The organism is Paraburkholderia sp. 22098, assembly GCF_052045935.1.
GTDB lineage: Bacteria > Pseudomonadota > Gammaproteobacteria > Burkholderiales > Burkholderiaceae > Paraburkholderia > Paraburkholderia caledonica.
Map to the genome: position 1 here is coordinate 267,743 of NZ_JBQEPV010000006.1, position 17,708 is coordinate 285,450.

Sequence of the window (17,708 nt, forward strand, 5' to 3'; positions counted from 1 at the left end):
CGGCCCGGACACTTACGCCTTCGAAGATCCCGACGTAAACGCGAGCACCGCTTCCTTGAAGCCGGCGCTGCCATACACTTCTTCGATCAGGTCGTCATCGTCGAGTCGTTTTTCGACTACGATGCGGCGCAAGCTCTCCTTCACGGCTTTCTGCGTGACGGGCGAGAGCGCCATCAACCGCTCTGCGAGCGTACGCGCCGCTTCCTGCAACAGGCCAGGCGCGCAGACCTGATAGACGTATCCGCAGGCCAGCGCTTCGTCGGCCGTCAGATAGTCGGCGAGCAGCAGCATTTTTTTGACGCGCGGCGCGCCCAACGCCGCCTGGAGCCGCGCGATGTTGCGCGATGAAAGCGTATTGGACAGCGTCTTGGCAATCGGCGCACCAAAGCGCGATGCGTCGCTGCAAACACAGAAATCGCAGGCCGTGGCAAGCGCCAGACCGCCACCCACGGCCCAGCCGTCTATCACCGCGATGGTCGGCTTCGCAATTCGCTCGACCGTGCCGATCACGCGCTCGACGAACGCTTCGTATGCAACGCCGTCGCGACCATCGCGGAAGCCCGTGAAATAGCCGATGTCCGTGCCGGAGATAAAAGACTTGCCGCCGGCCCCCCGCAACAGAATGCAGCGCACGCTGCTATCCGCTTCGCACTGCGCGACGAGTGCGAGTAGCGACTCGTACATGTCGAGCGTCATCGCGTTGTGCCGCTCGGGTCTGTCGATCAGGATCTCCGCCGCGCCCGAAGGGTCGACGCTCAGGCTGACCAGTTCGCTCATGATGCGGCTCCGTTGATCTCCGCAAAGATCTCGTCGTTATGTTCACCGAGCAGCGGCGGATGGCGGCGCACGGTCGGCGGCGTGCCGAGCAGCTTGACGGGGAAGCCGATGTTCTTGACCTTGCCCTCGTTCGGATGATCGATTTCCATGCACATGTGGCGATGCCGGGCGTGGTCGCTTTCAAACGCTTCGGGATACGAAAGAATGGGACCGGCTGGTATGCCCGCAGCGAGCAATATGTCGACCCATTCGTTGCTGTCGCGTTTGCCGAATTCCTGCTCCAGCACTTCGATCATCGCCTCGCGATTTTTCAGACGCAGCGACACGTTGGCGTAATCGGTATGATCGATCAGATCGGGCCGCTCCAGCACGCGGCACAGCTTGGTCCACAGTTTCTGGTTCGTCGCGCCCATGACGAAGTAACCGTCCCGGGCCTTCACCGCCTGATAAGGCGCGCTCATCTTGTTGCTCGTGCCGAGCGGCGTCGGCGGCACGCCCGTGCCCCAGTAGTCGGACATGTCCCAGATCGAGAAGGCCATGATCGAATCGAACAGCGACGCGTCGATATGCTGGCCTTGCCCGGTCTTCTGCGCACCGATATAAGCCGACAGGAGACCGTACACTGCAAACATCGCGCAGCCAACATCGGCCACCGGCACGCCCGCCTTGACAGGCTTGCCGCCTTTGTAGCCCGTCACACTCATCACACCGGACATGGCTTGCGCCATCAGATCGAAGCCGGGCCGCGACGCCCAGGGCCCGCTTTGCCCGAAGCCTGAGATGCTCGCGTAGACGATCTTCGGGTTGATCGCCTTGATCGACTCGTAGTCGATGCGCAAACGCTGCACGACGCCGGGGCGATAATTCTCCACGATCACATCGGCCGTTTTGGCAAGCTTATAAAACAGCTCGCGCCCCTCGTCGCTCTTCAGGTCGAGCGTGACGGAGCGTTTGTTGCGGTTGAGATTAAGAAAGCCCATGCTGTCGGGGCCCTTCATCTTGAAGCCCATTGAACCGCGGGTCTGATCGCCTTCTGGCGGTTCGACCTTGATGACATCCGCGCCGAGGTCGGCGAGCATCATGCAGGCGAACGGGCCCGCCATGACCTGACTCACGTCCAGCACGCGAATGCCTTGCAGTGGGAGATGCGCAGATTGCGTCATGTCGAGCTTCCTCCTCGGATAAGTGGTGTGTTGTAGCTCCACTGTCGCCGAGTGCGACGGCCGCCGCAAGAATCGCCGCGTCATGGCTGGTTTCGCGGTTCGCGAAACCTTCGCCCGTTGTTTGGCTAGGCGCCGCCCTCCAGCAATTGAGCCACGACGTTGCGCAGCGTTTGCTCCTGAGCGTGTCCTTCGACGCAGGACAACACGTAGCTACGCCGGGACCAGTCTGCGTCGAGCTCGACCGAAGCGAGCGAATCCTCGGGATGGAAGCTCTGTAGAACATCGGGCGGCATCAAGCCGACGCCGAGACCGTGGCGCACCATGGCGAGCATCGTGTCGAAGCCGTTCACCGTGAAGTTGTTCGGGAACAGCCGCCCGCGGCTGCGATATGCGCGCTCGACCGCGGACAGCACCGCCGAGCCTTTGCCCAGACTCACAATGGGAAGGTCGAGAATGTCGTCCACGCCCACGGGCTCCCGCTCGAATGTGAAATGTGCGCGGCTATAAACCAGCACGAGCCGATCCTCCCTGTACGCGAACTTGTCCAGATCCAGGAAGCCGCTTTTCTTCTCGTAGATGCCCACGTCGATCACTTTGTCGCGCAGCAGTTGCTGCACGATCTTGCTGTTTTCCTCGACGATTTTCAGCGCGATCCGAGGGTACTTGCGCTGGATCGCGGCGATTTCACGGGCGAGGAACTGGATGACAACCGCTTTCGGCGCGCCGATGATGATGCGTCCGTCGAGCCCATGATTGAGCGCCTGTGCGTCGCCTTCCATGCGGTCGATCAGGTTGTCGATCTGCCGGACATACGCCAGCAACTTCGCGCCTGACTCGGTGATCTCCACGCCGTGCGGCACGCGCCTGAAGAGCTTCGCGCCAAGTTGATCCTCCAGGTCCGACACGCGTCGCGACGCTGCCGCGACTGCCAGGCTCAGCTTGTCGGCAGCGCGCGAGATGCTGCCTTCTTCCGCAATGGTCAGCATCAGCCGGACGGTTGTCGTGTCGAATTTCACTTTGTCTCCACTTGTGTCGAACGAGGATGGGCGCGCGTCGCCCGATAGTTTAGTGTGCCGCGACAGGCGGCATCCGGAACCGGTGCGCCGGATGAACGCCGCGCACCGATCGCCGCATCGACCATGGTGTTCTGACGGTAACGATAACGAAAACGCTATCGCCACATACCGTTTCGACATTGGAGCTCTCGCGTTTGCGTCCGTACACTTGTCATTCAGCATGTGCATACAAGTACAGCGCCACGCTGCACCGCACATGCATACCGACAACGACGAATGGTCTTCAACGGCCATCTTGACGGAGACACGTTTTGGACAAGCCCACCAGTTCGCTCACGGCCGCCGCAGTGCGTCCCGCCCGGTTCAACTTTCGTTGGCATGTGCTCATCTGGTTGCTGATCGGCGGGATTATCAACTACATGGACCGCGCGAGTCTTTCCATTGCAGCGCCGGGCATGATTCAGGAACTCGGCCTGACGCGCACGCAGATCGGCCTGCTAGGCAGCGTTTTTGCGTGGACGTATGCGGTGATGCAATTGCCGGCGGGCTGGGTGATCGACCGCTTCGGCGCGAAACGCGCTTATGCGTTCGCCATGATCTGGTGGAGCGTCGCGACGTGGCTCACCGGCGTGGTCGGTTCGATCTCCGGACTCATCGTGATGCGCGCGTTGCTCGCGGTGGGCGAGGCGCCGTGCTGGCCGACGTCGGCGAAGATCACTGCCGCGTGGTTTCCGGCGAAAGAGCGCGGCTTTGCGACGGGCGTATGGGATTCGTCTTCAAAGTGGGGACCGGCCATCGCGCCGGCCATGCTCGTCGCGCTGATGGTCGCGTTCGGCTGGCGCTCGCTCTTTCACGTGACGGGCGCTTTCGGCATTGCGTTTGCGCTGCTGTTCCTGATGTTGTATCGCAACCCGATGGACAGTAAGCGTCTCTCCAAAGACGAGCTCGAATACATCGAAGCAGGTGGCGGCGGTCACGAACGGTCGCTCGTCAATTCAAAGCTGCGGTGGCGGTCGCTGTTCGCGCGACGCAGCGTGTGGGGCATGATTCTCGGCTACTTCTGCACGATCTGGCTGTGGAATATCTTCCTCGTGTTCTTGCCGCTCTATCTGCTCGACCGGTTCCATATTTCGTTCGCGCAGCTTGGCGTGTATGCGGGCATTCCCTGGGCGGGCGGCGCCCTCGGCGAGATCGCGGTCGGTTATCTTGCGAAGAAGATGGCGGACCGTGGATTCGCGTCGCCGATTGCCGCGAAACGGTTATTGATTGCGTGCTGCGCGGTGGGCGCCGCCGTGTGTGCAATTGCGTTGCCGTTCACTCACGCGTTGAACGTTACCCTCGCATTGTTCACCGTCGGGCTCGCATTCATTGCGGCCGTGGTCGGTTCGGCGTGGGCGCTGGCGGCGGACATTGCGCCGTCGTCGATGATCGCGTCTGTCAGTTCGATCCAGAACTTCGGCGGATATTTTGGCGGTGCGTTCTCGCCGGTCGTCGCTGGGTTCATCGTGGACCGTACCGGTTCCTATGCGCTTGCCTTCATCTCGGGCGGCGCCATTGCCGGATGCGCGGCACTGTTCTACTGGTTCATGGCTCGCGAACCGATTCTGGAGGACGAGGCTGCGTGAACGAGATGGCTCGAGAAAGGGGCTGTCTTGCGGGGAATGACAGGCCGAACGTCGGGAGACTGAGCAGCCACCAGGTAGCGTCGACGGCATCCAGCGAGAAAACCGCCGGATGCCGTTTCACATGAAGATGCGCGCCCGAACATCGAGATTGCTGGCGCAGCCCAGGCGGCCATCCGCTCGAGCAGTCGGTGGCTATTGCGTGCCCGGTTGCCTCTGAGCGCCTGAAGCGGGCGTCACCCGAGCCGACTCCTTGACCAGCTGATCGGTCATTGCAGCCGCGACAGGATTCGAGTTGCGCCGATTGATCGGCTCCCGATCCGTCACGGACGACGGCGGCGGTGTCGGAGACGCGGGCGGCGGTGGCAACGACGGATCGAGCTTCGCGGATTCGCGGACGAGCAACTCCGTCATCAAGGCGCCGACGTCGCTGGAACCATGGCGACGCAGATCTTCATGGCTCCGCGCGTCGTCCGCATGCTGCGTGGCCTTAGATCTGGCGCTGTAGCGCTGAGGCTGCGGTTGCTGTTGAGGCTGCGATTGAGGTTGAGGTTGCACCTGCGTCTGCTGCACCTGCGTCTGCTGCGCCTGCGGTTGTACGGGCTGGGCGACTTGTGCTTGAGGTTGCATCTCCGCCGCTGGGATATTCGCCACTGTGGCAGCAGGTGCCGCCGTGGCTGCAGGCGTCGTCGGCATAGGTGCGGCCGGTGCGGGCGCCCGCACATCGCCGCCACTCACAATCGTGCCGCTATTGGATTTAGCGCTCGCGTTCGCATTAGCGTCCGGCGAACCAGGACGCGCGATACTGCCTGCGATCACATGGCTTTCGCCGTAGGAGCGCGACTCGGTCGTGTCTGGCGCGGTCAAGGCCGCCTCGGCTGGAGGCGCCGACTTCCTGTCCTCACGCGGATAAAATAAATAGCCGCAGACCACCAGGTCCGCTAGCACCAGACCGATAATCAACGTCTTGCCGGTATTCGTCATATCTAAACTGAAGCTTCATTCAAGGCAGTGTAAGGTCCATGATAAACGACGACTCGTTGCCTCACCGTGACGCACTCGGTTGCAAATCATGCAGGAGCGGCCAGGCGTCGACGCATTACGTGGATCGTACGAAGAGTTTCTAGAGAAGTCGGCTATTTGTCACCCGCCGTTATTCAACGTTTCGGGCCATCTTTTTTTGAAGTGTGGCGCTATTTGTAGAGGCGACTACCGGCGCTTTGCTGGTTTTCCGGAGAACCCGCAACACATCGGGGCGTTAGAGGCGCCCTGGGCATTCTCTGTTACGCTGCTCGACTCATCGCCAACACGTAGAAGGAGCGTCAAATGAGCAAGGGGTATTGGGTAACCACGTATCGCAAGATCAAAGACCCGTCGAAGCTGGCTGCCTACGGTCAGTTGGCGGGCCCCGCCGTCGCCGCTGCCGGCGGCAAGTTCCTCGTGCGCGGTGTCGCGGACGAAGTTCACGAGCAGGGCCTGAAGGAGCGGACGGTGGTGATCGAGTTCCCGTCGTATGAAGACGCAGTCGCCGCGTACGACCGCGACGACTACAAGAAGGCGCTCGCGGCTTTGGGCGATGCGGTGGAGCGCGATCTGCGGATCGTCCGCGGCGCCGAGTAATTCGCTGAGAGTGCGCTAAATAGTGCTGTTTATGGCGGCCGACACCTCGACCGCCGTGACTGCACTTGGGGCAGGGCACAACAGCGCGGTCCGCAAAGACCTATTTCACCGCGCCCAACGCCAGCCCTTTCACCAGATACCGCTGCAACCACGCGAACACGATCGACACAGGCAACGTCGCGCAAAGCGTAGCGGCCATCACGAGATGCCATTCCACCACGTACTTGCCGGCGACCATATCGGTCACCTGCACGGTGAGCGTCTTGTTCTCCGGCGAGCGGATCAGCGTGTACACCACCGCGAACTCGTTCCAGGCGTTGATAAACGTGAAGATCGCCGTGACGACGATGGCGGGCACGGCAAGCGGTAGAAACACCTTGAAAACGGCCTTCGTGCGACCGCATCCTTCGAGCCACGCTGATTCTTCGAGATCGCGCGGCACCGTTTGGAAATACGACGACAGCATCCACACAGCGAATGCAATATTGAACGCGGCATAAGAAACGATCACGCCGATTTTCGAATCGACGAGATTGCCGTCGCCATAAGGAATCATGGCCGCGAGCCTGAACAGGCCGACCACCAGCAGAATAGGCGACAGCATTTGCGTGACGAGCAGGAACTGGCGATACGTTCCGCGTCCGCGAAACGGGAACCGCGCCAATGCGTAAGCCGCCGGCAAGCTCACTGCGAGCGCGAGCAGCGTCGAAAGCAAGCTGATTACCGTGCTATTGCGCAACGCCACGCCAAAATTCGCGGCTTGCCACATATCGACGAAATTGCTCCATTGCCAATGCACCGGCAGCCAGCGCGCCGGATATACGAAGATCTCCGAAGCAGGCTTCAATGCGGTGAAGAGCATGACGGCGAACGGGAACAGCACGACCACCACGAGCGGCGACAATGCGAGCCAGCACCACAACGAGCGTTTCGCTTTTGCGCTGAGCGTCATGACGGTTCTCCTTCTTTCGCGGGCTGCAAGCGCAGATACGCCATCGAGAAAACGAACAGCATGACCAGCATGATGAGCGAAACGGCCGCGGCCTCGCCTGGACGTCCGAGCCTGAAGCCCAGTTCATACAGATACGTGACGAGAATATGCGTGCTGTTGTCGGGTCCGCCTTGCGTCATGACCCAGATAATCGGAAACGAGTTGAACACATAAATGACGTTCAACAAGATGGTCATATTGATGAAGGGCCGCAGCAGCGGCAGCGTCAGCTTGCGAAACTGCTGCCATGCGCTGGCGCCGTCGATGCGCGCCGCTTCGTAGATGTCGCCTGGCACCGATGACAATCCGCCGAGCAGAATCGTCACAGTAAACGGGATGGATACGAGAATGCCGACCGCGATCTCTACCGGAAAAGCGAACTCGGGCGTCGCGAGCCAGTGAATCGGTCCGCCGATCAGGCCGAGGCGCTGAAGCGTGACGTTGACCATGCCGTAGTCGTCGTTGAAGGCCCAGCGCCACACAACGGCGGTCATCGTCAACGAGACAGACCACGGCAGCATGACGATCGTTCGCGCGACGCCGCGTCCATAGAAATCCTGATTCAGCACGAGCGCAACGGGCACGGAAATCAGCACCGTGCCGCCTACTACAAACACGGTCCAGACTATCGTGCGCCTCGCTGCCGCGAGAAACGCGGGATCGCCGAAGATCGTGTAAAAGTTCTGCAGGCCCGTGAAATCGCGAATGGCGCCGAAGCGCGACACCTCATGCAGCGATTGCCAGACAATGTTGAAAATCGGATAGCTGATGATAAAAAGCGCCAGCACGAGGCTCGGCGCAATCAGCAACCAGGGCGCTTGCAGGCGTGAAGACGCGGAACGGCTCATACGTGCTCGATCGTGAGACGCGCCTACACAACGGAGCGGGCGCGACGGAATGGGCCGGATAGTCGATAACGGTCGATGACAGTCGATTACGGCCAGCATGATGGTCGGAATGCGCGCCGCGCGTTTCTATCCGGCTGCTATTGCAGCCGCGCGGCGTGCGTCCCGTGTACAACGAATTACCGCAACCTCACCGCGTAGCGCCGCTCAATGACCGAGCGACTTGTTGGCTTGCGTGGCCGCCGCATTCAACGCGTCAGCGGGCTTGGCTTTACCCAGATAGATCGACTGCATTGCGTCGGTCACGGCCTTCGCGGTGTCTTCCCAACCTGTCACGGTCGGCGCGAAGCGGGCCGTGGGCAGCAGTGCGACGAATGCTTTGGTATCCGGATCGTTGAACGCCGGGTCCGACGATTCAGCCTTGGTGGTCGGCAGGAAGCCCTCGGTCGTCGTGAACTCGACACGCGGTTCCTTCGTGAACAGATAGTCGAGGAACTTCCATGCGGATTTCTTCACCTTCGAGTTTTTGAACATCACGATCGAGTCCGTGACCGCGTAGGTGGCGTGAGTGGTGCCCATCGGAATCGGATCGATACCGTACTTCAGGTTCGGCGCTTCCTTCTTGATCTGTTTAGCGAGGAACGGTGCGGAGATCATCATCGCAACGCGGCCCTGCTTGAAGAGGTTCTGCACGTCTTCACGGCTATAGCCGGTGACGCCAGGCTGTGTCAGCCCCTGATCGATCATCGACTTGTAGAGCGTCGCGGCCTTGATGCCCGCGGGCGAGTTGAACGCCGCCTTGTTGTCCTTGCCGATTACTTCGCCGCCGTTCGTCCACAGTGCATAGTAAAAGTAGACGTCCGTTTCGATTTCTTTGCCCTGCAGGCCGAAGCCGGCAATACCTTGCGCCTTCAGCTTCTTCGACGCTTCGATTACGTCGTTCCATGTTTTAGGGCCGTCGGGATAGCCGACTTTCGCAAGCAGATCCTTGTTGTAGTAGAGCGCTCGTGCGGAAGCCGCAATCGGCAGACCATAGACCTTGCCGTTGATCTCGCCCGGCGCGAGGAACGGACCAATGAAGCGGCCTTTGAAGCTTGCATCCATGTAGCCGTCGAGCGGCTCCGCCACGTCGTCCTTCACGAAGTCGAGCAGCCAGCGCGTGCCCACGATCGCGAGATCGGCGTTCGCGTTGCCGGAAATATCCGTCTGGAGTTTCTGTTGCAGCGTGTCCCAGTTTACGTCTTCGATCTTGATGGTGGTGCCGGGATTGGCTTTCTCGAAGTTGCGAGCCATCTTTTCGAAGTACGGCGCGGTTGCATCGCTGTAGTGCGCGACGGTCACGCGAACCGTGTCGGCGTGAGCCGCCACGGCAATACCTGCAAACGCGAGCGCCACGGCAACTTTGCCGAGCGCGAGGGAAGCACGGGCATGCAACGACATTTCTCTCTCCTGTGTCGACCTTAGTGAGTGCATTAGCGCTTACCAAGGTCCCATCAACGATTGGTGGGATGGTCCGCTGCCGTCGCCGGCCGCTGTGGTTGAATTGTTTGAAAAAATCCTACACGGCTAAAAATGCATTGTCACGTAGGGTCTGCGATATTTCGTTCGCGATGGTTTTGTGCATAAGATGCCTGTAGGCAAGGCATATTCTGCGCGCTGCATGCAGTGCGAAAACCCAATATTCGGGATGACGAAGTGCGACGCGGCTTCCATGCTGTAATAAATTTACAGACGATTTAGATAGACGCGGCAAGCGTGAAAAGCGAGGCGGACATGAATCGTGTGGTGTTGGTGACGGGCGCTTGCGGCGGCATCGGCAGCGTGTTGTGCAAGCGTTTCGTCGAGCAGGGCGACACGGTCCTCGCGCTCGACATCGATGCGGCGGCGCTGGAGCGCTTGACGAAGCAACTCGGCGAAACGCAGGTCAGCCCGATAGCGGTCGATCTCGGCGACGCGGCCGCGGTGCAGCAAGCCGTTGCATCCGCCGTGGAAAAACGCGGACCGGTGGATGTGCTCGTCGCCAATGCGGGCGCAGCCGAAGGTCTGACGCTGGCCACGACCGATGCCGCGAGCTGGCAGCGCGACATTCACCTGAACCTGAACGGCACCTATCACACTGTCGAGGCCGTGCGTTCGTCGATGATCGAACGCAAGAGCGGAGCGCTAGTGCTGATCGGTTCCGTGAACGGTTTGGCGGCGCTCGGACATCCCGCGTATAGCGCGGCAAAAGCCGGGCTCATCAGTTACACAAAGGCTCTTGCTGTGGAATTGGGCCGTTACGGGATTCGCGCGAACATCGTCTGTCCCGGCACCGTGAAGACGCAGGCATGGCAGGCGCGCGTCGACAAGAATCCGCAGGTCTTCGAAGATCTGAAGAAGTGGTACCCGTTGCGCGACTTCGCAACGCCCGACGATATCGCCGACGCCGTGCTCTTTCTCGCTTCGCCAATGGCGCGTGTGATCACCGGTGTAGCGTTGCCTGTAGACGGCGGATTGATGGCCGGCAACCGTCTGATGGCTCAAGAGTTGACGCTCGAATCGCTTTGATAGAAACCGCAAGACGATGAGGAAAGCATGGCAGCAGTGCAACTGAGCGGCATCTTCAAACGCTATGGCGACACGCAGGTCGTGCACGGCATCGACCTTCATATCGACGACGGCGAGTTCGTCGTGCTCGTGGGTCCGTCGGGCTGCGGCAAGAGCACGTTGATGCGGATGGTCGCGGGCCTCGAGGAGATCAGCGGCGGTGACCTGATGATCGGCGGCACGCGCGCGAATAATCTCGCACCGCAGCAGCGCAATATCTCGATGGTGTTCCAGAGCTACGCGCTGTATCCGCATTTGTCGGTGTACGAAAACATCGCTTTTGGCCCGCGAATCCGCAAGGAGTCGCCGGCCAATTTCAAGCCGCGAATCGAGGCTGCCGCGAAGATGCTCAATCTGGGCGGCTATCTCGATCGCCTGCCGCGTGCGTTGTCGGGCGGTCAGCGCCAGCGCGTCGCGATGGGCCGCGCGGTGGTGCGCGAGCCGTCGCTGTTTCTGTTCGACGAACCGTTGTCCAATCTCGACGCGAAGCTGCGCGTGCAAATGCGCACGGAGATCAAGGCATTGCATCAGCGCCTGAAAAACACGGTGATTTACGTGACGCACGATCAGATCGAGGCCATGACCATGGCCGATCGCATCGTCGTGATGAACGCCGGGCGGATCGAACAGATCGGGCGTCCGTTGGAGCTTTACGATCACCCCGCGAATCTGTTCGTCGCAAGTTTTCTCGGCTCTCCGTCGATGAACTTTGCCGAAGGCGTTCTCGTGAACCGCACGCAAGGTTCGGGACTCGCATTGAAACTCGCGGACGGCGGCGAGATCGTGCTCGAAGGCGCGCCTGCTTCGGCGGCGGTCGGCGCAAAGATCACGCTGGGCGTGCGGCCCGAACACATCGAGACAATTACGCAGACACCCGACGTGACAATGCAAGTCGAAGTCGTGGAGCCGACTGGCGCCGAAACGCATCTGTACGGGAAGATAGGCGGCGACACGTGGTGTGTGACGACACGTCAACGTTCGAAGGTCGAGCCTGGTGAGCGCGTCACGCTGCGCTTGCCGGCCGCACATATTCACCTGTTCGATACGGAGAGTGGGCGCAGACTGGTCTGAGCCGCGTGTTGCCGATCGAAGCTGCGACCCACGCGGATTCATTTAACCCTTAAGGAACACCGGGTGTCCGCACCGAACTTGATTCCCCACATCCGCAGCGCACTCGCCAATTTGCGGCCAGCCGAACGCAAGGTCGCGGACATGGTGCTGAGCGACGTCGACTTCGCGATGCGTGCGAGCATCACTGAACTTGCGCAGCGAGCGGACGTGTCGGAGCCCTCTGTCACGCGGTTTTGCCGTGCGATCGGCGCGCGCGGTCTGCGCGACTTCAAGATGCAGTTGGCGCAGAGTGTGGCGGGCGGCTTGCCGTATGCGTCGGCGGCAATCGCGCGCGACGACGACGTGCAGACCTTGATGGACAAAGTGGGCGAAGCCGCCGTCGATGGCATCACGCATGCGCGCGGCGCGCTGGATCCTGCGGTGGTCGAAAGCGCGATTGGAGCGCTATCGAGCGCACGGCGCGTGTTCTTCTTCGGCGTCGGCTCGGGTTCGGGGCTGGTCGCGCAAGACGCGGCGTTGCGCTTCCTGCGCCTCGACATCGCCGCCACGGCTTTTACCGACGGTCACTTGCAGCGCCTGTATGCGGGCATGATGGAGCCGGGCGACGTCGCCTTTGCCATTTCGCATTCCGGACGCAGCACGGAAGTGAACGAAAGCATCCAGATCGCGAAAGAGCGCGGCGCGACCACAATCGCGCTCACCAACGTCGGCTCGCGCCTCGCGTGGCTCGCGGATATACCGCTGCTGCTGCGCGTGCCGAGCCCGATCGATCCGAATACGCCCGGCGTCTCGCGGCTCGTGCATCTTTGCATCATGGACGCGCTGGCAATCGGCGTCGCGCTCAAAGCCGGGCCGAAGACGCTGGAGAAGATGCGGCATGCGAAGGCGAGGCTGTCGTCGCATGAGCCGCAGACCGGCGATTAGGCGCTCACCCCGCTCCCATCCACCCAAATCTCCGCGACAACCTCAACGTCGCCGCGCACAGCGTTTGCGCGGGTTCGCCCGTCGCGTCGCTGTCGAAACTGCCGCTGGGTCCCATCAACGCGAGCACGAGGCAGATGCTGCCGGTGTGGTCGAACACAGGCGCGGCCAATGTGTCGATGCCGGGCACCGGCCGGCTCAGCGCACTGTCCATGCCGCCCGCGCGAACTTGCGCGAGACGCTCCCGGTACGCTTCCTTCAGCTTTGCTCCGTGCTTGTCCGCTAGCGCATCGGCAGCGTTCGAGCCCGCCAGCCGCAAATGATCCTGCGCGAGCAGACCAGCACGCACGTCGTCCGCTACATAGGCGGCGAACACGCGGCCGATCGCCGTATTCACCAGCGACATCACCGTGCCCACTCGCAGGCTCACATGCAACGGGCGCGCCGATTCTTCCAGCCGCACGACTGTCGGTCCAAGCGGCCCGAGCACCGCCATCGCGACGCTCATGGCCGTCGATGCCGCGAGTTCGACCACTTCCGGCTCCGCCTCGCGCGTGGGCGAGAGTCGCTGCAGGCCGATCAAACCGAGTTCCAGCGCCAGCGGCCCCGCGGCGAAACAGCCGGACGCGTCGCGGCTCAGCAAGCCGATTTTCAGCAGACTCACCAGATGCGGGAACGCTTTCGCCGGCGGCATCCCGGCCGCGGCGGCGAGATCGCGCAGCGTCAACGGCCGCGCGGCGGCGACGAGTGCCGCCAGCAACTCGCCGGTGCTGTCGAGCGACTGGATGCCGCGCTGCGGCTTCGCATCGGCGGAAGCGGGCGGTAGAGAAGACGTGTCGGTAGGCGCGGTCACGGTGCGGTCGATGCAAGCAGGGAAGATCCGGCGGCGAGTTCACCGCCGATGTCGCGAGCCGTTGCGAGCAACGCGCGAGCGATGGGGCCATCGACGGTCGCGTCGATTGCGCCGGTCGAGCCGATCACCGTCAACGCCAAGGTTAAATGACCGTCCGGATCGAACACTGGCGCGCTCAGGCTGCTGATGCCCGGACTCGGCGCGTCGACGCTGCACTCCAAGCCGCGCGCGCGAATCTTGTCTACCGCCGCCTGAAAAGCGGCGTCTTCGCCCGGTTTGGTGGACATGCCCGGCGCAGCGCCCGACTGATTCGCCCACATCGTGTCGAGCGTCTCGCGCGGCAGATAGGCGGAAAACACGCGTCCCGTGGACGTGGCCGGCAGCGACATGACCGTGCCCACATGCAGATTCACATGCAATGGAAACCCCGCATGTTCGTAGCGGACAATGGTCGGCCCCTGCGGCCCCGCAATGCAGATCGCGACGCTAAATCCGATTGCTTCGGCCAACGCGGCCACGCGCGGCACGGCGGCGCGAAATGCCGGTTGATTCTCCAGATGCAAGAGCCCCAGGCGCAACGACAACGGACCGGGCTCGTAGCGGCCTGAGAGTTCATCCCGCTTGATGAGGCCAAGGCGGCTCAAGCTGACCAGATACGCGTGCGCCTGCCCCGGCGCGAGCTCGGCGGCGGTGGAGAGGTCCGACAGTGCCAACGGCGCGCGCGCCCGTGCCAGCGCGAGCAGCACCCGGCCGCTGACTTCGACGCTCTGAATGCCGCGCTGCGTCTTGCCGCTGTCTGTCGTCTGGCTGCCGCCCGAGCCTTCGCTCGCAGATGGTTTCGCTGCTTTGCCCACGCCCGTGTTCGTCCGAAAAAGCGTCCATGTTAACCGAAGCCCGGCTGCAAACCCTGCCTGTTCACACCATCATGTTAGACGTTCGATAATTTGCGTATAGCGATAGATTTCGCTATTGACAAATAAACTAACGCCGCCATAAGATGCATTCACCCCGATACACCGGCGCAGTCATAGAGTCAAAAACGGGGCGAGACAACCTCCAATACCGTCAGTTCGCGCCAAGGCGCGCCGCCGGCCGTCTCGCCTCACGTCCAACTTTTGAGGGAGACAAGCATGGCAAAGGCATTCGCATCTCAGGCCGATCTGGAAGTCAAGAAAGTCACGTGGACGCAGTTGTCCGAGAACGCCTATGCGTACACGGCGGAAGGCGATCCGAATTCCGGCGTGATCATTGGCGACGACGGCGTGCTGATCGTCGACACCACCGCCACGCCGGCCATGGCGCAAGACCTCATTGCGAAGATTCGCAGCGTGACCGACAAACCCATCAAATACGTCGTGCTTTCGCACTATCACGCGGTGCGCGTGCTCGGCGCGTCGGCGTATTTCAAGGAAGGCGCGCAGGAAGTGATTGCGAGTCGCGGCACGTACGAGATGATCGTCGAGCGTGGCGAAGCGGACATGAAGTCGGAGATCGAGCGCTTCCCGCGTCTCTTTGCCGGCGTCGAAACCGTGCCGGGCCTGACGTGGCCGACGCTCGTGTTCGAAAAGGAAATGACGCTGTTCCTCGGCAAGCTCGAAGTCCGCATCGCGCATCTCGGCGCGGGTCACACGAAGGGCGACACGGTGGTGTGGCTGCCGTCGCAGAAGGTGCTGTTTTCAGGCGATCTCGTTGAATACGACGCGGCTTGCTATTGCGGCGACGCCCAGCTCGAACAGTGGCCCGCCACACTCGAAGCACTGCGTGCGCTCAATGCGGAGAAGCTGGTGCCGGGCCGCGGCCCAGCGCTGACCACGCCGGAAGATGTTAACAAGGGCCTCGATTACACGAAGGATTTCGTCACCACGCTGTTGCAGCAAGGTCGCGAAGCCGTCGCACAGAAGCTCGATCTGAAAGCCGCGATGGCGCACACGCGTAAAGCAATGGACCCGAAGTTCGGGCACGTGTTCATCTACGAACATTGCTTGCCGTTCGACGTCTCGCGTGCTTTCGATGAAGCGAGCGGCATCACACATCCGCGCGTCTGGACTGCGCAACGCGACAAGGAAATGTGGGACGCACTGCAAGCCTGATCTGCATACGAATAGAAGCGAATAAAAGCAGGGAAGCACAGCAGAGCCAAGCGGAGAAGGACGGAGACACAAGATGAGCATCGACTACCAGAGGCTTTCGTTCGAATACCGGCCGTGCCGCGAACAGAGCGCGCAAGACATGCACAGCGGCGCGGAGCAGCCGGCCTACCCGGTGATCGTGGTTGGCGCGGGCCCGGTGGGCCTCGCCACGGCGATCGACCTCGCGCAGCAGGGCGTGCCGGTCGTACTTGTAGACGACGACTGTTCGTTGTCCACGGGCTCGCGCGCGATCTGCTTCTCGAAGCGCTCGCTCGATATTTTCGATCGCCTCGGATGCGGTCAGCGAATGGTGGACAAGGGCATCAGCTGGAATGTCGGCAAAGTGTTCCTCAAAAACGAACTCGTCTATTCGTTCAATCTGCAGCCGGAAGCGGGCCACCATCGGCCCGCGTTCATCAACTTGCAGCAGTATTACGTCGAAGGCTTTCTGCTCGAACGCGCGCAGCAAATGCCGAACATCGAGATTCGCTGGAAAAGCAAAGTCGTCGGTGTGGAGCAAAGCGGAACGCCGGGAACGTGCGACGCAACCGTGACGTTGACCGTCGACACGTCCGACGGTCAGTACGCTTTGCGCGGCCGCTACGTGGTCGCCGCCGATGGCTCGCGTAGTCCGATTCGCAATTTGATGGGACTCGATAGCAAAGGCGTCACGTTCAAAGACCGGTTCCTGATCGCCGACGTGAAAATGGAAGCGGACTTTCCGACCGAGCGCTGGTTCTGGTTCGATCCGCCGTTTCATCCGAATCAATCGGTGCTGCTGCACCGTCAGCCGGACAACGTGTGGCGAATCGATTTCCAGCTTGGATGGGACGCCGATCCGGTGCTGGAAAAAACGCCGGAGCGCGTCATTCCGCGTGTGCGCGCGTTGCTCGGACCGGATGCAAAGTTCGAACTGGAATGGGTCAGCGTCTATACGTTTTCGTGTTTGCGCATGGAGCGCTTCCGGCACGGCAACGTGCTGTTCGCGGGCGATTCCGCACATGGCGTGTCGCCGTTTGGCGCACGCGGCGCCAATAGCGGCGTGCAGGACGCGGAGAACCTCGCATGGAAACTGGCGATGGTGCTCGAAGGCAAGGCGTCGGATGCGTTGCTCGACACGTATGCAAGCGAACGCGAATTTGCCGCCGACGAAAACATCCGCAACTCGACACGTTCCACCGATTTCATCACCCCGAAGAGCCCGGTGAGCCGCGTGTTCCGCGACGCTGTGCTGAAGCTCGCACGCCACCATCCGTTTGCGCGGCAGCTGGCGAACAGTGGCCGCCTGTCGGTGCCCGCGGTGCTGAGCGGCTCGCCGCTGAATACGCCGGATAGCAACAGCTTCGAGGGGGCGATGGTCCCGGGTGCTGCCTGTGTGGATGCGCCAGTGCAGGCGGCGCGCGAACCGGCATGGCTGCTCGCTCATCTTGGTCAGCAATTCACCGGCGTGCTGTTCTGTGGCGAAGATGGCATCGACGCGCAAACCGAAGCCGCGTTGAATAGCCTTCTCACAGGCGCTATTCCTATGAAACTCGTTGTGGTCGTGCGTGGCGAAGCGCCGGCGCCCGCGATAGCGCACGCGAAGATCGTGCGCGACGTGGAAGGCGTGGCGAGCGCGCGCTACGACGCGCAACCTGGCACGTTCTATCTGATCCGGCCGGACCAGCATGTATGCGCTCGTTGGCGGCGACTCGACGCGAGCGCGGTGGAGAACGCGCTGAAACGCGCGTTGTGCGTGGAAGGTACGGCCTGAAACCACCGCAGGCGTAGCGATAAATAGAATCTGGAGACACGACATGGCACTGAACACGCAACCGAATCTCGCGCGTCCGGACGATTTCTACGAGGCGTTGATCGACATGCATCGCGACCTCGACGACGCGCGCAGTCAGTCCGCCAATGCGCAACTCATTCTGCTGCTAGCCAACCATATCGGCGATCACGCGACGCTGCTCGAAGCGATCCGTCTCGCACGCGAAGGCGTGGCTGATCCAGCGACACAAGGCGGCGAAATTCATCCACTGGCAGCGTGATCCACGCTGCATGTAGCGTGAACGCGCGCCCGGCTCCCTGGGTCGCGCGGACTTCATCGCGACAGTAGGGCGGTTCCGCGC

The 17,708-nt window shown here is 61.6% G+C and carries 17 protein-coding genes; 8 read left to right on the forward strand and 9 right to left on the reverse strand.

The annotated features are described in order from the left end of the window. Window positions 1-12: 12 nt before the first annotated feature. From ACTJLB_RS15175 to ACTJLB_RS15185, 3 genes are all read right to left on the reverse strand, one after another. A complete protein-coding gene (locus ACTJLB_RS15175; RefSeq protein WP_440783738.1) occupies window positions 13-777 on the reverse strand; it encodes an enoyl-CoA hydratase in 765 nt (254 codons plus the stop codon). Next, window positions 774-1,940: a CaiB/BaiF CoA transferase family protein gene (locus ACTJLB_RS15180; RefSeq protein ID WP_440783739.1), complete on the reverse strand. Its 1,167-nt coding sequence runs from the start codon at window positions 1,938-1,940 to the stop codon at window positions 774-776. The genes ACTJLB_RS15175 and ACTJLB_RS15180 overlap by 4 nt, the downstream gene beginning before the upstream one ends. A gap of 125 nt (window positions 1,941-2,065) precedes the next feature. Next, window positions 2,066-2,956 carry a LysR family transcriptional regulator gene (locus tag ACTJLB_RS15185; RefSeq protein WP_440783740.1) on the reverse strand — a complete coding sequence of 297 codons (891 nt, stop codon included), beginning with the start codon at window positions 2,954-2,956 and terminating at the stop codon, window positions 2,066-2,068. 311 nt (window positions 2,957-3,267) lie between these two features. On the opposite strand from ACTJLB_RS15185, the gene ACTJLB_RS15190 reads away from it, so the two are divergent. Then, window positions 3,268-4,581 carry an MFS transporter gene (locus ACTJLB_RS15190; protein ID WP_440783741.1) on the forward strand — a complete coding sequence of 438 codons (1,314 nt, stop codon included), beginning with the start codon at window positions 3,268-3,270 and terminating at the stop codon, window positions 4,579-4,581. 192 nt (window positions 4,582-4,773) lie between these two features. Here the strand turns inward: ACTJLB_RS15190 and ACTJLB_RS15195 are convergent, their stop codons facing one another. Next, window positions 4,774-5,562, reverse strand: coding sequence for a hypothetical protein (locus tag ACTJLB_RS15195; RefSeq protein WP_440783742.1), 789 nt, complete (start codon window positions 5,560-5,562; stop codon window positions 4,774-4,776). 342 nt (window positions 5,563-5,904) lie between these two features. Here ACTJLB_RS15195 and ACTJLB_RS15200 point away from each other — a divergent pair, with 342 nt between their 5' ends. After that, window positions 5,905-6,198, forward strand: a complete 294-nt coding sequence (locus tag ACTJLB_RS15200; protein WP_020068799.1) for a DUF1330 domain-containing protein — start codon at window positions 5,905-5,907, stop codon at window positions 6,196-6,198. A gap of 100 nt (window positions 6,199-6,298) precedes the next feature. On the opposite strand, the gene ACTJLB_RS15205 is transcribed toward ACTJLB_RS15200, so the two are convergent. The 3 genes from ACTJLB_RS15205 to ACTJLB_RS15215 all read right to left on the reverse strand — a co-directional run bounded on the left by ACTJLB_RS15205 (window position 6,299) and on the right by ACTJLB_RS15215 (window position 9,474). After that, the gene (locus ACTJLB_RS15205) at window positions 6,299-7,150 is read right to left on the reverse strand and encodes a carbohydrate ABC transporter permease (protein ID WP_020068800.1); all 852 of its coding nucleotides are present in this window, start codon (window positions 7,148-7,150) and stop codon (window positions 6,299-6,301) included. Continuing rightward, entirely contained in the window at window positions 7,147-8,037 is an 891-nt protein-coding gene (locus ACTJLB_RS15210) for a carbohydrate ABC transporter permease (protein WP_020068801.1), read from the reverse strand. The genes ACTJLB_RS15205 and ACTJLB_RS15210 overlap by 4 nt, the downstream gene beginning before the upstream one ends. A gap of 204 nt (window positions 8,038-8,241) precedes the next feature. Further along, window positions 8,242-9,474: an ABC transporter substrate-binding protein gene (locus tag ACTJLB_RS15215; protein WP_027778172.1), complete on the reverse strand. Its 1,233-nt coding sequence runs from the start codon at window positions 9,472-9,474 to the stop codon at window positions 8,242-8,244. Window positions 9,475-9,807: 333 nt separating this feature from the next. On the opposite strand from ACTJLB_RS15215, the gene ACTJLB_RS15220 reads away from it, so the two are divergent. The 3 genes from ACTJLB_RS15220 to ACTJLB_RS15230 all read left to right on the forward strand — a co-directional run bounded on the left by ACTJLB_RS15220 (window position 9,808) and on the right by ACTJLB_RS15230 (window position 12,615). Continuing rightward, window positions 9,808-10,581 carry an SDR family oxidoreductase gene (locus ACTJLB_RS15220; protein WP_204523237.1) on the forward strand — a complete coding sequence of 258 codons (774 nt, stop codon included), beginning with the start codon at window positions 9,808-9,810 and terminating at the stop codon, window positions 10,579-10,581. Between the two features lie 27 nt (window positions 10,582-10,608). Next, window positions 10,609-11,691: an ABC transporter ATP-binding protein gene (locus ACTJLB_RS15225; RefSeq protein ID WP_408130400.1), complete on the forward strand. Its 1,083-nt coding sequence runs from the start codon at window positions 10,609-10,611 to the stop codon at window positions 11,689-11,691. A 63-nt stretch (window positions 11,692-11,754) separates the two neighbouring features. After that, on the forward strand, window positions 11,755-12,615 hold the full coding sequence (locus tag ACTJLB_RS15230) for a MurR/RpiR family transcriptional regulator (protein WP_440783743.1): 861 nt from the start codon (window positions 11,755-11,757) through the stop codon (window positions 12,613-12,615). Window positions 12,616-12,619: 4 nt separating this feature from the next. Here the strand turns inward: ACTJLB_RS15230 and ACTJLB_RS15235 are convergent, their stop codons facing one another. Beyond that, window positions 12,620-13,465: an IclR family transcriptional regulator gene (locus tag ACTJLB_RS15235; RefSeq protein WP_408199980.1), complete on the reverse strand. Its 846-nt coding sequence runs from the start codon at window positions 13,463-13,465 to the stop codon at window positions 12,620-12,622. After that, window positions 13,462-14,319, reverse strand: coding sequence for an IclR family transcriptional regulator (locus ACTJLB_RS15240; protein WP_440783744.1), 858 nt, complete (start codon window positions 14,317-14,319; stop codon window positions 13,462-13,464). The genes ACTJLB_RS15235 and ACTJLB_RS15240 overlap by 4 nt, the downstream gene beginning before the upstream one ends. Window positions 14,320-14,595: 276 nt before the next feature. On the opposite strand from ACTJLB_RS15240, the gene ACTJLB_RS15245 reads away from it, so the two are divergent. From ACTJLB_RS15245 to ACTJLB_RS15255, 3 genes are all read left to right on the forward strand, one after another. Beyond that, window positions 14,596-15,555 carry an MBL fold metallo-hydrolase gene (locus ACTJLB_RS15245; RefSeq protein WP_020068808.1) on the forward strand — a complete coding sequence of 320 codons (960 nt, stop codon included), beginning with the start codon at window positions 14,596-14,598 and terminating at the stop codon, window positions 15,553-15,555. Between the two features lie 73 nt (window positions 15,556-15,628). Next, window positions 15,629-17,347 carry an FAD-dependent oxidoreductase gene (locus tag ACTJLB_RS15250; RefSeq protein WP_440783745.1) on the forward strand — a complete coding sequence of 573 codons (1,719 nt, stop codon included), beginning with the start codon at window positions 15,629-15,631 and terminating at the stop codon, window positions 17,345-17,347. 43 nt (window positions 17,348-17,390) lie between these two features. Beyond that, window positions 17,391-17,627 (forward strand): DUF2783 domain-containing protein, encoded by a 237-nt coding sequence (locus ACTJLB_RS15255; RefSeq protein ID WP_087753034.1) that lies wholly within the window; start codon window positions 17,391-17,393, stop codon window positions 17,625-17,627. Window positions 17,628-17,708: the final 81 nt, after the last annotated feature.